Source organism: Bradyrhizobium sp. Tv2a-2 (genome assembly GCF_000472425.1).
In the GTDB taxonomy this organism is placed as follows: Bacteria; Pseudomonadota; Alphaproteobacteria; order Rhizobiales; family Xanthobacteraceae; genus Bradyrhizobium.
On record NZ_AXAI01000002.1, the window covers coordinates 191,904 to 205,998 of the forward strand.

Genomic DNA, 14,095 nt, shown 5'->3' on the forward strand with positions numbered 1-14,095 from the left:
CAGCCTTGCAGCAACAAGCTGACGAAACCGGAACATTCAAATTTGGGCCGTTCTGGCTGATCGCGCTCGAAAAAGTGCTGATCAAAGAGAACAAGCCCGTTGCGCTGGGCAGCCGTGCTCTCGACATCCTGATCGCTCTCGTCGAGCAGGCGGGCGAGGTCGTGAGCCACCGGGAACTCGTCAAGCGGGTGTGGCCCGACGTCATCGTCGAGGAGTCCAGTCTTCGGGTTCATATCGCTGCTCTGCGCAGAGCGCTTGGCGATGGCCGAGACGGTGCGCGCTACATCACCAACGTACCCGGCCGCGGTTATTGCTTTGTCGCATCGGTCCAGCGGGACGCGAAAGGCGATTCGTCTGCGCGGGCGCCGATGCGGACACTACCGGCGCGCTTGCAGCGGATGATTGGCCGCGATGGAATTGTCGAGGCCTTTCGCGCGGAAGTCACATCTCGGCGGTTCGTCAGTATCGTGGGACCTGGGGGCGTTGGTAAAACCACCGTGGCTGTCGCCGTCGCGCATGAATTGGCTGGAGACTTCCACGACACGGTCTGCTTCGTCGATCTCAGCGCTCTCCAGGACGGCGAACTGGTTGTTCCGGCCGTAGCATCAGCGGTGGGATGTATCGAGCAGACGCAGGACTCGCTGCCGCGCCTTTTGGCGTTTCTTGCTGACACGCGGATGCTCCTTGTTCTCGACAGCTGCGAGCATGTCATCGAGCCGGTGGCGGTTTTGACGGAAGGTCTCTTCCGCGAAGCGCCGCTCGTGCACATCGTCGCAACCACTCGGGAGGCGTTGCGGGTAGAAGGCGAGAGTGTTCATCCGCTGCAGTCGCTTGACAGTCCATCCGGCGGAACTGATCTCACAGCCGTCCAGGCGCTGGCCACCCCCGCCGTACAGCTCTTTGTGGATCGGGCGGCCTCCGGCGGATACCGTCATGATCTGACTGACGAAGACGCGCCACTCGTCGCGAGTATTTGTCGGCAGCTCGACGGGATGCCGTTGGCGATCGAACTGGCGGCCAGCAGGGCCAGCACATATGGAATCCGCGGCCTGGCGCAACTGGTCGGCAATCGCTTGATGCTGCTTTGGCAGGGGCGGCGCAGCGTGCCAAGGCATCAGACCCTCGCGGCAATGCTCGACTGGAGCTACGATCTGTTGTCGGAGCACGAGAAATCGATTCTGTGTGCACTGTCCGTCTTCGTCGGTGGCTTCACGCTCGAAATGGCGCTAGCCGTTGTATCCGGACTGGGGTCTGACGGACTTCAAGTCTCAAATGTTGTAGTCAGCCTCGTCGACAAGTCGCTGATCTCGGTCTCGAGGACGGGCGACGCAAACCTCTTCCGCCTCCTCGATACCACGCGAGTGCATGCGGCGGTTAAGTTGAAGGAGAGCGGGCAGGCAAACGCAATCGCAAGGCGACATGCACTCCACCATGCCGAGCGTCTCGTTGGAATTCGAGATAATACGCTGAAGAACCGTGATCTAACGGCATACACGCGGCATCTCGGCGACATAAGAGCCGCTCTCGAATGGAGTTTTTCGGAAGCAGGCGACAGCGCGGTCGGTGTGACGCTCGGAGCCGGGGCGGTGCCGTTGTTCCTCAAGATGTCGATGCTGAGCGAGTGCCGACGCTGGTGCCTGCGGACACTGGATGCGTTGGTCGAGGGAGATCGCGGGACAAGACTCGAGATCGGACTGCAACTCGCATTGGCGACATCGTCGCACCATGCTCACAGCGATAGTGCCGAGGAGGCGAAGGCGCTGGAACGCGGGTTGAGCCTCGCCGATACGTTGGGAGATGTCGAGTATCAGTTGGAATTGCTGGCCGGACTCAATCTTTATTGGACTCGTTTTTCGGACGCTGGCGCCGGATTAGCTGCGGCAGAACGCTACGCGGCGATCGCCCGAGACGTAGGCAGATCCAGGGAAAATGTGACGGCCGAGTGGATGCTCGGAGCGAGCCATCATCTGGTGGGAAACCAGGCAGCAGCGCAGGACAGTTATGAAAGCGGCTTCAAGCGCGCGGCCGCGGCCGGCGTCAACGACGTGTATTCCTTCGGATACGATCACCAGGTGAGGGCCTTGATCGGGTACGCGCGGACGCTATGGCTGCGCGGCCTTCCCGACCAAGCCGCCCAATTCGCATATAAAGGTATCGAAGTCGCTGGACGGCAAGGGCATCCTGTCTCGCTTGGCATCTGTCTTCTCCATGCCACGCCAGTATTCCTATGGCGCGGAGACCAGCAGGTCGTGGAGGATCTCATCGAGCGGCTCATCACTCATGCCGCCAAGTACTCGCTGGCGTCGTACCATGCCATGGGACTGGGCTTGCGAGGCGAGCTTATGATGGCAAAGGGAGACACGCGAGGCGGCGTCGAATTGCTGCGGGCTGCCCTGCCAATCCTGCGAGCCGGACGGCGATACGTCGTTTCATCCCCGCTTTCCCGTGCCTTGGCCGAAGGCTTGGCCAGGATCGGGCATGTGGCAGAGGCGAGCGCCACCATTGACGCGACCCTGGCCGAGGCCGCAAGCAGTTCCGGAACGTTCGAACTGCCGGAATTGATGCGGACACGGGCTGAGGTGCTGTTGGCGGCCTCGCGAGAGAACTGGCCGGAAGCTGAGGCTTCGCTCAAGAGCTCGCTCGACCATGCGCAGCGGCAGTCGGCACTTGGGTGGGAGCTGCGTTCCGCAATGATGTTGAGCCGCTGGTGGAAGGACCGAGGGCGCGAAGAGGAGGCACGAGCCCTGCTTGCCGGTGTGTACAAGAGATTTGCCGAAGGGTTCGAGACTGTCGATCTGCGTGAGGCGGCGCGTCAGCTTCGCGAATTCAAGGGAAAGAGCCCGCGGAAACGAAATCCCTCGCCGTAGCGGGTCAGCAGCCTTAAGTCGGCGCGTGCATTTGACCTGCATCGTGCATTTGAGCAGCGGTTTGCCACCGGATGTTAGCAGCGGCTCGCGGCCGCATAGCGGTCGCAGCGCGGCGGCGTTCATCTTAACCTTGCTGCCGATGACGGCTGCCGAGCGCCGCGGCAATTCCTTCCGGATTCTGGATACGCTCGATCAGCATGTCGATGCGATCTCCGCCCCAGAACAATTCGCCGTTGAATACCATGGTCGGAACGCCAAACACCCCGAGCGTTTCCGCCTCGTCAATGATGCGATCGTGCTCAACGCGCGCCGGTCCCTTGACATAGGCCTGGAATTCGCCGGCCGATCCGCCGACCGAGGCAATCACACCGGATATGGCCGCAAGATCGTCGATCTCCAGATCGTGGCTCCAGAAGCGCCGAAACACCGTGTCGTGATAGGGACGGAAGAAGCCGTGACGTTGAGCAAACAGCATGCCGACGCTGGAATAGAAAGCGTCGTAAATTCGCCGCGGGCCCTTCATGGTGAGGCCCTGGGCGTTGGCAAAACGACGTGCGTCCATATAGGCATAGCGAACCTTGCGCCAGAAATGCGGGGTACGTTCCTCAACCGTCCCCATGAATTCCGCGATGCGCAGCGTATAGGGCAGCCACTCGAGCTCGACGTCAAACCTCCCTTCGAGCTCGAACAGTCGCTTGTTGGCGACGAAGGCGTAGGGACTCTTGTAGTCGGTGTAGATTCGTACGCGTGGCTTTTCCATCGCGGGTCCTTCCTGTCTCAGAGCTTTTCCGACGCAGGACGCAGATATTCGCCGAATAATTGCCGCGGGGAACATAGGCGACTGATAGCGGGATCTGGCAGTCGCGCCCGTTCCGCATCCTACGCTTCCGTCAGGCGATATCGGTCAAGGTCGGCGTCATGGGTCATCGCCCAGTAATCGACGAAGCGCCAGGGCATCGCGGAAAACACCCGGCCGTTTTTGTTGCGGTAATAGGTGGTCATGCCCGGATGGGTCCAGATCATCGCCTCATGCTCGACATCGACCTTGCGGACGTAATCGTCGTGAACATCCTGGCGGACATCGATTGCAGCGATGCCGCGCTCGATCATCTCGACCAGGCAGGCCGAGATGTAGCGGCTCTGGCATTCGGATTGAAATATCACGCTGCCGCCATGCGCGGGGCCGGAATTGGGACCGAGCATGCAAAACAGGTTGGGGAAGTCAGGGACCGTGAGGCCGAGATAGGCGGTCGGATTGTCATTGGCCCATTTGTCCTGGAGTGTCCTGCCGCCGCGGCCGGTAATGTCGAGCCGGGCCGCCATCTCGGTGACCTTGAAACCGGTGGCAACCACGACGACGTCGAACGGTCGTTCCTTTCCATCCACGGTCAAAATGCCATCGCGGGTGAAGCGCTCGATGTGATCGCTGACCAGCTCTACATTGGGCTTCGTGAGTGTCTTGAACCAGCCATTGTCGAGCAGGATGCGTTTGCCGTAGGGCGGGTAGGTTGGCACGCATTTTTCGATCAGGTCGGGGCGATCCTTCAATTCGGAGAGGATAAAGTCGGTGAGTTCCTCGCGGTGCCGATCGTTGCCCTTGTTGACCGCACGATCAGGGTGCGGCCAGGCAGGGTCCTTGCGCAGGAACGGCAATAGCCCGTCGCCATAGCGCCAGAACATGTTGAAGCGGTACCACTGCACGTAAAACGGTAGATGCGCGAGCAGCCACTGCGCGCCGTCGGTGATGGGGTCGGAATAGCCGTTCACCGGCCGCGCCCACTGGGCGGTCCGCTGAAACACGGTCACTGAGGCCACGCGGTCAGCAATGGACGGCACCAGCTGCATCGAGGTCGCGCCGGTGCCGATCACGGCAACGCGCTTGCCGTCAAGCTTGATGTCGTCGGACCACAGCGCCGAATGCAAGGTCAAACCCTTGAAATCATCCTCGCCCTTGAAATGCGCAGGCGAGGGATCGTTGAGCTGGCCGATGGCGCTGACCAGCGCCGTCGATTCGAAAGTCTCTTCGCCGTTCTCGGTCTTCAGAGTCGAATTCCAGCGCTGCTTGCGATCGTCCCAGCGCGAAGAGGTCAGCCGCGTGTTGAGGCGCAGATGTTCGCGAATGCCGTACTCGGCAGCGACCTTCTTGAGGTAATCGAGCAATTCCTCGCGCTGGCAGAAATAGCGGGTCCAGGCGTTTCGCGACCCGAAGGAGTAAGAATACGAATGGTTCGGCGTATCGACGCCGCAGCCGGGATAGCGGTTGACATACCACGTGCCGCCGAGTTCGGCATTCTTCTCGACGATGGTGTAGGGGATGCCGAGGTGGCCCAATGCGACGGCGAGCGCGATGGCACAGACGCCGGCGCCGACAATCAGCACATGGTGTTCCGTGAGAGTTTGGTCCGGCGGACGCCGGCGCCAGCGCGCTTCGCGGGCGACAAATCCCATCTCCTCGCGCATCAGCGACGCGTATTCGGGCGCCACGTTCTCGCCGAGGCATGCACGCATCATTTTCAGGATCAATTCGTCGCCGGGATCGGTGATAACCGGCTGCGGATTATCGTCAGCGAACAGCTTTACGACGGCAGCGCGGATGTCTTCCTGAATCTCGGCAGGTACGCCGGCATCGGGATCGGGGATCAGGCGCACGTCGCGCTTGGGCCTGTAAGGCGGCTCCAGCCAACGCTGGTCGCCTGTCATATGAACCAGCACCATCAGGAGGCAGCGGATATCAGCCTCGGCAATGGCGGAGGCGAGGTCGAGCTTTCTGCGCGGCAATTCGACGTTCATGATGCCCTTGCCCTCGAAGTCAATTGGACGGCGCCTCGCGCAACCCGCCATAAGCGTCCCACGTCGAACCTGCGATGAAGCCGGCGTCCACAGGGAGATTGACGCCAGTGATGCCGCTGCTGGCCGGCGACAGCAGCCAGGCAATGGCTTGCGCGACCTCGACCGGTTCAACCAGCCGGTTCATCGCGGCGTTGCGGACGAGCCGTTCCCTGCTCAATGCGCCCGACGCGATCCCGGCCTCGAGCGCGGCCGTGCGCGTGAAGCCCGGCGAGACGGCATTGACCCGAACGCCAGCGCGTCCCCATTCGGCGGCCAGCGTCTGCGTGATCTGGATGACGCCGGCCTTCGCGGCCGTATAGGCATGGATTGGGCCCGACGTCATGCCGGCCACGGAGGCGACATTGACGATCGCACCGTGCTTTCTCCGCGCCATGCGTTCGCCGACGTTACGTGCGACCAGGAATGTGCCGCGCAGATCGATGTTGATCTCGCGGTCCCAATTCTCCATGCGCACCTTCTCGACCGGATGCATCTTGCCAAAGATGCCGGCGGCATTGACCAGGCCGGAGATAGGACCATGCGCAGCTTCGATCGCAGCGATGCCGCTTGTGACCGCGGCCTCATTCGAGACGTCGAACGCCTCCGGCCACAGCATGATCGCGGCTTCCTCCAGCGGCTCCGGCAGAATGTCGACAATGACCACTTTGTGGCCCTGCCCGGCGAGCAGGGTTGCGGTTGCGGCTCCGATGCCGCGGCTGCCGCCAGTGACAAGGACGATCCCGTCAGTTTCCTTTTGGTGCTGACAGGGTTGTCGCGTCATCGCATTGTCTCCAGTTCGGCGCGAAGTACGCGCTTGAGCACCTTGCCCGAGGGATTTCGCGGCAGGCTGTCGCGGATCACGAGTTCCCTCGGTACCTTGAAGCTCGCGAGTCGCGATCGGCAATGGGTCGCAAGCGATGGAAGGTCAAGCGCGGCATCTTCGGCGAGTACGACGACCGCGACCGGCTTTTCGCCCCATTGCTCGTCGGTTAGGCCAACGACGGCGACTTCACGCACCTCGGGCAGTTCGTAGATCACCCGTTCCACTTCGGAAGAGGCGATGTTCTCGCCGCCGGAGATGATGATGTCCTTCTTGCGGTCGGTGAGATAGAGGAAGCCGTCCGTGTCGAGATGCCCGACGTCGCCGGTGCGGAACCAGTCGCCGAAGAAGGCTGTTGCGGTCTTGTCGGGGTCCTTCCAGTAGCCCCGAGTGACCTTTGGGCCACGCAGGCAAATCTCGCCGTCCTCGCCCGGGGGAAGGCAGTCGCCGCGATCATCCCGGATTTCGATCTCGACATGGGCAATGGCGCGTCCAGTCGATCCGATCTTCTCGATCTCGCGTCCGGCTTCCATGAACGTGTCCCCGCCGACGGTTTCGGTCAGACCGTAAGCATCGATGTAGCGCGCGCTCTTGAAGAAATCGGAAAACGCGCGAATGCGCGCTTCCGGCGTCTTCTCGCCGCCGCCAATCGCCCATTTCAGGCTACAGACGTCGTAACGATGGCGGTCGGGGTAGGTGAGGAGGGCGGTGGTCATGACCGGCGCGAACCACGCCGCATTGAGTCTCTCAGCCTCGATGGCAGCGAGCGCCGGTCCGGGCTCGAAATTGCGTTGAATGGAGAGCAGGCCGCCGTGCCATAGCACCGCGATGCCAGGCAGATCGAGGCCGCCGACGTGATAGAGCGGGCCGACAACGAGCAGCCTGGTATCTGCGTTCAATCCCAGCACCAGCGTCTGGTCCGCGGATTTCCAGTACACGTTCTCGTAGCTGAGCATGACGCCCTTCGGGCGATCTGTGGTCCCCGACGTGTACATCAGTCGCATCAGGTCTTGCGGCCGTCGTGGATGCATCGGAGCAGCGACGGCATCCGGAGCGAGATGCGTGGCGCTTGCCTGCGCGGCCTCGTTCAGCAGGACAATCGGCACATCGCCTGCCGTGATCGCGGCCAACTCCTCATCCGCAATAAGAAGGCGCGCGCCGGAATTGTCGACGATGTAGGCGACCTCATCTCGGGAGAGACGATAGTTGATCGGCAGAAACACCGCGCCAACATGACTCGTCGCAAAGACCAGTTCGAGGAACGCGGCGCTGTTCTTCATCAGCACCGCGACCACGTCATCAGCACCGATCCCGCGTGAGACCAGGAAGCCCGCAACCCTGCGGATGCGATGGTCGAAGTCGGCGTAGGAAATATGCTGCCCGCGGAATTTCAACGCGCAGCGGTCCGGCGTACGCCGCGCATGAAAGGCGATGAAGCTGGAGAGATTGATCATTCGCCGTCTACTTGGCCGCAGTTTTCGGCTCCGCTTTGGATCAATTATGCCTCGTAATCCACGTTGAAGTCATCCCCTGAGCCAGGAAATTCTGAACGTCAAGGAAACAGCGCTCATCTCCGTTTCACAAACTGTGAGTGGCGGCGTGATCGCTACATTGCAAGATAGCGCCGGCGGATATCTTGATTCCCGGCAAGACCGGCCGTGTCCTGGCGATGTACCACCTTGCCCTTGTCGATGACGACCGCCTCCTCGGCAATCCGCAAGCAGAAATGCATGTTCTGTTCGGCGAGCAGGATGGTGGCGCCACTCGCTCCCAGTTCCCGCAACACCTTGCCGATGGTGGCGACCACGATCGGGGCGAGCCCTTCGCTCGGTTCGTCGAGCAGCAGAACCAGAGGGTTGCCCATCAACGCACGGGCGATCACCAGGAGTTGTTGTTCGCCGCCGGACAGGCGGCCTGCTGCGCGCGTCCGGAGCTTAGTGAGCAGCGGGAAGGTTTCCCAGATGCGCGCCAGTGTCCAGTCGCGCCGTCCGTCGGGACCGCTCTTGGCCGCGATCGAGAGATTGTCCTCCACGCTGTGCTCGGGAAACACCTGCCGATCCTCAGGCACATAGGCGAGGCCGAGCCGGGCGCGGGCGTGCGGCGGCGCACGGGTGATGTCGTGGCCGGCAAAGAGGATGCGGCCGCGCCTCGCGGGCACTATTCCTGCAAGCGTTTTCATGGTCGTGCTCTTGCCCGCGCCGTTGCGCCCGAGCAGCGCCAGCGTACGCCTTTCGGGAAGAGCGAGATCGACATCGAACAGGATCTGGCTTGCGCCGTAAAAGGCGTTCAACCCTTCGGCGCGCAGAAGGTCGGTCATGCCGCGTGTGCCTCCGTGCCGAGATAGGCGTCGATCACCGCCTGGTTGTTGCGAATCTCACCCGGAGTACCTTCGGCCAGGACACGGCCGTAGCACAGCACGCGAACGGTGTTCGCGACCTGGAAGACGATGTCCATGTCGTGCTCGATGAACACCAGCGTTAGCTTGCGCTGTTCCCACAGGCCACGCACGCGCTCGATCATGCGCCAGCGTTCCTCGGGGCCCATGCCTGCTGTCGGCTCATCGAGCAGAAGCACCTTGGGTTCGAGCGCCAGCGCAATGGCGATATCGAGCAGCTTTTGGTCGCCGTGGGAGAGGATCGCGGCCTCGACGTTGGCGACATGGGTCAGGCCGACCAGCTCCATCACCTCGCCGGCGCGCTCGCGTACGCCCGGTGGCGGAAAGCGGCGGGCGAGATTGCCCCACTGGCCGACATGGGCGGTGACGGCGGCCATCAGGTTGTCTGCTACCGTCATGGTCGGAAAGCAGCTTGCGACTTGAAAGGCGCGTCCGATGCCGAGGCGCATCCGTTCGGTCTTGGAGAGACGACAGACGTCCTTCTCGTCGAGCAGCACCTGACCGGCATCAACCGGGAATGCGCCGCTGATCAGGTTGAAGAAGGTGCTCTTGCCGGCGCCGTTTGGACCGATCACCGCGGAAAGCGACCCCGACGCAAAGTCCAGCGACACATCGTCAATGGCCCGCACGCCACCGAACGCCTTTGTGAGATTTCTGATCTCGAGCTTCATCGCAGACCTCGGGGCCACACCAATCTGAAAAAATCGAGCACGCCGCGGCGGAAGCCGAGAGCGAAGGCAAGGATTACGATCCCCAGAACCAGCCCATAATATTCGGTGAAGCGCGTCACCACGTCGTTCAGCGCGAGCAGGATCGCGGCGCCCAGGACCGGTCCGAGGAAGCTGTTGATGCCGCCCAGCATGACGGCAAAGATCGCCTGGCCGGAATTTGGCCAGTCGGCAAGTTCCGGATAGGCCCCCGAGACGAAGAGTGCGGCGAGCACGCCGCCCAGTCCTGCAAAGGCGCCGGCGATCGTGAAAGCCCACAGCCGGGCCCGCCACAGAACGACACCCAGGAAGCTCGCGCGGTTCTCATTGTCGCGGATCATGCGCAGCGTTTGGCCAAACGGACTCGCCGAGATGTGGCGCAACGCCAAGAGCCCGAGCACCGCTACGACCGCGCAGAATTGGTAAAGATGAAGCTGTGAGCCGAGCTCGAAGCCAAAGATCTGACGGCGCGGGATGCCGCCGCGCAGGCCCTGGTCACCGCCGGTGAGGCTCTGCCAGGAGATGACCACGCTGTAGAACAGCATCTGAAATGCCAGCGTGATGAAGGCGAAGTAGTCCGTGCTGAGGCGCACGCAGATCGCGCCCACGCACAGCGCGGCAAGGGTCGTGACCAGAACCGCGAGCACGGCGGCGACGGGCAGCGGGAGGTCCGTCATCTGCATTGTCAATGCGAAGGCGTAGGCGCCAAGGCCGTAGAACATGCCATGGCCGAACGAGACCATGCCCGTGTTGCCGACCAACAGGTTGAGCGAGGTCGCAAACAGCGCCATGGCGCTCAGGCGGATGACGAAATCCTCGAAGGCTGGGCTGCGGTGGACGAGCGGGATCGCCAGCACCACGATCAAGGCTGCTGCGGCGATCGCGCTATCGCGCAAGGCGGGGCGGCCCTTCATGAGCTGCGTCCGAACAGGCCCTGCGGGCGCAGCAGCAGGATGGCGATCATGACGATGTAGATCAGCCCATCGGTGAACTGGGGAAAACCGATCGTGCCGAAGCCGCGGACCATGCCGATCAAGAGCGCCGAGACCAGCGCGCCCGCAATCGAGCCCATGCCGCCGATCACCGTGACAATGAAGCTCTCGATCAGGATCGAGAAGCCCATGCCCGGGGACAGCGAGCGTACGGGGGCGGCGAGCGCGCCGGCGAGCCCCGCGAGCCCGCCCCCGACAGCGAAGACGATCGCGAAAAGCAGCGTCGTGTTGACGCCCAGCGCCGAAACCATCTGAGGGTTGAGGGCGGCGGCACGCACCGTCTTGCCGAGCCGTGTCATCGAAAGGCCGAGGCCAAGCACGATCGCGATCAGCGCAGCAATACCGATCAGCACTGCGTAAAAGGGCGGTACGACGCCGCCTGCTATGAAGAGCGGCGGGACCTGGAACGCCGGCGGCATTCCCATGGCGTGGAACTCGGGCCCCCAGACGATTTTCACAACATCATCGAAGATCAGCACCACTGCATAGCAGATCAGCAGCTGCATCAGCACGTTGGAGCCGTAGACGCGGCTGATCAAGGCCCGTTCGAACACCACGCCGAACAGCGCCATCGCAAGCGTCGCCGACAGCACGGCGGCGGCGTAGCTGTCGGTCACGCCGAGGGCGGTATAGGCGACGTAGCCGCCCAGCATGTAGAAGGTGCCATGGGCGAAGTTCACGACCTTCAGCACGCCGAAGATCAGGGTCACGCCTGCAGCAACCAGGAACAGCAGCATGCCCACAATCAGCCCGCTGGTGGTCTGGGTGACCAGACAGGCGGGCGTCGTGAGGCAGGCACCGAGTGCGTCGAGGTCCATCCGAAGCTCAGATGTACTTCTGCTGCTTCTTCCACTCCGTCTCGAGCTCGATGATCTTGCCCCAGTCGGCGGCTTTCACATCGATGATGAACGGCTCCTTCGGCGTGGTCTGACCCCAGCCGATGGCGTAGTTGATCGTCGTGTGGTCATCGCGCATGGTGATGGTTCCGTCGACGCCGAACGGCGTGTCGATCTTCATGCCCGTCAGCGCCGCGGCAATCGCCTTGCCGTCGAGCGAGTTTGCCTTCTTGATGGCCGCCTCGTAGAAATGCATCGCGACCGTGTTCTGCCACGACCAGTTGGTCGGCCGTTCGTTCCACCGCTTGAGATAGGCTTGGCCCCATTCCTTGTTGGCAGGTGTATCCGGGAAGGTCTCGAGATAGCGCGTCGCCGACTGGATGCCGGGCGGCAGATTCTTGATGGCGGCCAGCACGGGATAGTCGACATTAGGCGTCGCCACCGCCATCTGCGTGAACAGCGCATAGATGTTGCCTTGGTTCACGAACGCCGAGAGGTCGCCGGCATAGAGCAGCGTAAACAGCGCCTGTGGCTTGGCCTGGATCAGCTTGGTGATGACCTCGGTGAAATCGGGCTGGCCGAGCTTGGGCCAGGCCTCGGTGACTATCTCGATGTCCGGCTTGAATTGTTTGAAGAACTGCAGGTACTGCGCGGTGGTGTCGCGACCATACGCATAGTCCGGCGAACAGGTCGCCCATTTGTTGAGCTTCTTGGCGTTGGCGTATTCGGAGAGATAGATGCTGCCGGCCACCGCGTCGTGCACGCCCTGGCGTGCGACCCGGAAGGCGGTGGGGACGCGGATCTTGGGATCGGCGGTCAGCGATGAGGTCTCGCTGTTGGTGTGAATGCAGGCGACGCCGAGGTCGCGCACGACTTCCTGGACCGCGAAGGCGCCGGACGAGGCCTCGGCATCGATCAAAAGCTCGCAACCCGTGCTGTTCACCAGCTCGCGTGTCAGGCGGGCGGCCTCCTGGGGCTGCCCCTTCGAATCGCGGAAAACGAATTCGATTTGCCGGCCGAGAAAGCCGCCTGCGGCGTTGATGCGATCCTGCTCCATCATCAGCGCGTTGCGCGAGGAGGTGCCGAGCAGCGCGATCGGCCCCGACAGGATGCTCTGCATTCCGATGCGCAGCGTATTGGCCTGTGCCTTGGCCACCCAGGGGGCCGCCAGCAGGCTGGCCGCACCACCAGCCAGCATAGTGCGACGCGTAATGAGTCCGTTCATTGAACTGCACCTCCCATGATTTTATTATTGTAACTTGATTATTGTGGCTCGGTTTTTGCGATAACCGGCTGTTTTTATTCAGGCTGCCAACTGTAGCGGCGATTGCGTTCCGATCAAGCTGGCATTTGGGCGGTGGTCGAAGCCTGCAACCGGCACCGAAAAGTGTCGGCGCCGCAGTCTTGATCGTTGAGCAGCTCCTGCATGTGCCTGGACTTGGCGGGCCATGCGACCAGGGCCGGCGAGGGTCAGATTGACGATCAAGATGCCGGGGGCCAGCGGGCGACATTCGGCCGCGCTGTCTCGCTCCACCAAATAAAGTCCGCACTGCGGCCGTGTGGGCTGGCGGGATCGATCGCTGTCTTGTTGCCCTGCAGCAAGCAGTCAACGCAATTTCCCCGGACCGGGGGCGCTTGGCCCCTGCACAACCGCCACAAACCTGTGGTAACAATCGACCGTCCGAAAGAACTGCAGAATAATGTCAAACAGGGAGGACGATATGCTGCTGCGTTGTGCGAGAGTCCTTGGCGCGTTGACCGTAGGACTGCTTCTGACGGCCGCCGGGGCAATGGCGGCGGAGGCCCCGAAGGAGATGAAGCTCTATGTCTTCAGCTCCGGGGCGCTGAACCTAGATAAGTCGATCATCCAGAACGGCGCCAGCGGCAAGGTGCAGATTCCCGTGGGCTTCTTCCTGATCCGTCATCCCAAAGGGGACGTGCTGTTCGATTGCGGCAACAACGACAAGATCATCACCAATGCGGACTACTGGGGGCCGTTTGTGAAGGCGCTCGATCCGGGCCGCTCGCCGGACATCGCCATCGACACCCAGCTCAGCAAGATCAATGTCAAGCCGTCGGACATCAAGTACGTCGTGCTCGGACATTTCCACGTCGACCATGCCGGCAATATCGGCAAGTTCCTGGATTCGACCTTCGTGTATCAGCGCGACGAAATGAGGAACGCGTTCTGGCCGGCACCGGGTTATGCGACTTTCTTCATTACCGATGATTTCGCCATGCTGCGAAACAGCGTGGGCGGCTCGATGCCGAGCAAATACAAGACAATCGAGCTCGACGGCGACCTCGACCTGTTCGGCGACAACAGCATCTATATCCATCGAACGGTGTCGCACACGCCCGGCAGTCAGATCATGGTCGTGCGGATGCCGAAGACCGGAACGGTGGTGCTGACCAGCGACGCCGTCTATCTGCAGGAGAATCTCGACAAGAACATCCTGCCGAGCATCGGCAGCGTCTATGATCCCGTCGGCATGCTCGACGCTTATGCCTGGGTCAAGCGGGTGCACGACGTCGAGGGCGGCGACATCATCTTCGCCCACGATCCGGACGTGTACAAGGCGCACAAGCATTCGCCTGAATATTACGAGTGATCGAGCGACACGGTCGTGCCGCGAGCTGATTTAAATC

At 62.0% G+C, this 14,095-nt stretch carries 11 protein-coding genes; 2 read left to right on the forward strand and 9 right to left on the reverse strand.

Annotation, left to right across the window (positions count from 1 at the left end):
* Positions 1-5 precede the first annotated feature (5 nt).
* Positions 6-2,867 carry an ATP-binding protein gene (locus A3AI_RS0104400; protein ID WP_024514404.1) on the forward strand — a complete coding sequence of 954 codons (2,862 nt, stop codon included), beginning with the start codon at positions 6-8 and terminating at the stop codon, positions 2,865-2,867.
* A 124-nt stretch (positions 2,868-2,991) separates the two neighbouring features.
* Here A3AI_RS0104400 and A3AI_RS0104405 read toward each other — a convergent pair whose 3' ends face one another.
* From A3AI_RS0104405 to A3AI_RS0104445, 9 genes are all read right to left on the reverse strand, one after another.
* Positions 2,992-3,627: a 2-hydroxychromene-2-carboxylate isomerase gene (locus A3AI_RS0104405; protein ID WP_024514405.1), complete on the reverse strand. Its 636-nt coding sequence runs from the start codon at positions 3,625-3,627 to the stop codon at positions 2,992-2,994.
* A gap of 119 nt (positions 3,628-3,746) precedes the next feature.
* Positions 3,747-5,657 carry a flavin-containing monooxygenase gene (locus A3AI_RS0104410; protein ID WP_024514406.1) on the reverse strand — a complete coding sequence of 637 codons (1,911 nt, stop codon included), beginning with the start codon at positions 5,655-5,657 and terminating at the stop codon, positions 3,747-3,749.
* A gap of 19 nt (positions 5,658-5,676) precedes the next feature.
* Complete coding sequence (locus tag A3AI_RS0104415) at positions 5,677-6,477, reverse strand: SDR family NAD(P)-dependent oxidoreductase (protein ID WP_024514407.1); 801 nt, start codon at positions 6,475-6,477, stop codon at positions 5,677-5,679.
* Positions 6,474-7,970, reverse strand: a complete 1,497-nt coding sequence (locus A3AI_RS0104420) for an AMP-binding protein (protein WP_024514408.1) — start codon at positions 7,968-7,970, stop codon at positions 6,474-6,476. The genes A3AI_RS0104415 and A3AI_RS0104420 overlap by 4 nt, the downstream gene beginning before the upstream one ends.
* Positions 7,971-8,122: 152 nt before the next feature.
* A complete protein-coding gene (locus A3AI_RS0104425; protein ID WP_024514409.1) occupies positions 8,123-8,833 on the reverse strand; it encodes an ABC transporter ATP-binding protein in 711 nt (236 codons plus the stop codon).
* Positions 8,830-9,582: an ABC transporter ATP-binding protein gene (locus A3AI_RS0104430; protein ID WP_024514410.1), complete on the reverse strand. Its 753-nt coding sequence runs from the start codon at positions 9,580-9,582 to the stop codon at positions 8,830-8,832. Before A3AI_RS0104430 ends, A3AI_RS0104425 begins: the two co-directional genes overlap by 4 nt.
* The gene (locus tag A3AI_RS0104435) at positions 9,579-10,532 is read right to left on the reverse strand and encodes a branched-chain amino acid ABC transporter permease (protein WP_024514411.1); all 954 of its coding nucleotides are present in this window, start codon (positions 10,530-10,532) and stop codon (positions 9,579-9,581) included. The genes A3AI_RS0104430 and A3AI_RS0104435 overlap by 4 nt, the downstream gene beginning before the upstream one ends.
* Positions 10,529-11,428, reverse strand: coding sequence for a branched-chain amino acid ABC transporter permease (locus A3AI_RS0104440; protein WP_024514412.1), 900 nt, complete (start codon positions 11,426-11,428; stop codon positions 10,529-10,531). Before A3AI_RS0104440 ends, A3AI_RS0104435 begins: the two co-directional genes overlap by 4 nt.
* Positions 11,429-11,435: 7 nt before the next feature.
* Positions 11,436-12,671 carry an ABC transporter substrate-binding protein gene (locus A3AI_RS0104445; protein ID WP_036047429.1) on the reverse strand — a complete coding sequence of 412 codons (1,236 nt, stop codon included), beginning with the start codon at positions 12,669-12,671 and terminating at the stop codon, positions 11,436-11,438.
* Between the two features lie 496 nt (positions 12,672-13,167).
* Between A3AI_RS0104445 and A3AI_RS0104450 the strand changes: the two genes are divergently transcribed.
* Entirely contained in the window at positions 13,168-14,058 is an 891-nt protein-coding gene (locus A3AI_RS0104450; RefSeq protein WP_036047430.1) for an N-acyl homoserine lactonase family protein, read from the forward strand.
* Positions 14,059-14,095: the final 37 nt, after the last annotated feature.

What these genes read in the sequence shown, in the direction of transcription:
- A3AI_RS0104405 (WP_024514405.1), bottom strand. Translation starts at nt 3,627, where the DNA reads ATGGAAAAGCCACGCGTACGAATCTACACCGACTACAAGAGTCCCTAC.
- A3AI_RS0104410 (WP_024514406.1), bottom strand. Translation starts at nt 5,657, where the DNA reads ATGAACGTCGAATTGCCGCGCAGAAAGCTCGACCTCGCCTCCGCCATT.
- A3AI_RS0104415 (WP_024514407.1), bottom strand. Translation starts at nt 6,477, where the DNA reads ATGACGCGACAACCCTGTCAGCACCAAAAGGAAACTGACGGGATCGTC.
- A3AI_RS0104420 (WP_024514408.1), bottom strand. Translation starts at nt 7,970, where the DNA reads ATGATCAATCTCTCCAGCTTCATCGCCTTTCATGCGCGGCGTACGCCG.
- A3AI_RS0104425 (WP_024514409.1), bottom strand. Translation starts at nt 8,833, where the DNA reads ATGACCGACCTTCTGCGCGCCGAAGGGTTGAACGCCTTTTACGGCGCA.
- A3AI_RS0104430 (WP_024514410.1), bottom strand. Translation starts at nt 9,582, where the DNA reads ATGAAGCTCGAGATCAGAAATCTCACAAAGGCGTTCGGTGGCGTGCGG.
- A3AI_RS0104435 (WP_024514411.1), bottom strand. Translation starts at nt 10,532, where the DNA reads ATGAAGGGCCGCCCCGCCTTGCGCGATAGCGCGATCGCCGCAGCAGCC.
- A3AI_RS0104440 (WP_024514412.1), bottom strand. Translation starts at nt 11,428, where the DNA reads ATGGACCTCGACGCACTCGGTGCCTGCCTCACGACGCCCGCCTGTCTG.
- A3AI_RS0104445 (WP_036047429.1), bottom strand. Translation starts at nt 12,671, where the DNA reads ATGAACGGACTCATTACGCGTCGCACTATGCTGGCTGGTGGTGCGGCC.
- A3AI_RS0104450 (WP_036047430.1), top strand. Translation starts at nt 13,168, where the DNA reads ATGCTGCTGCGTTGTGCGAGAGTCCTTGGCGCGTTGACCGTAGGACTG.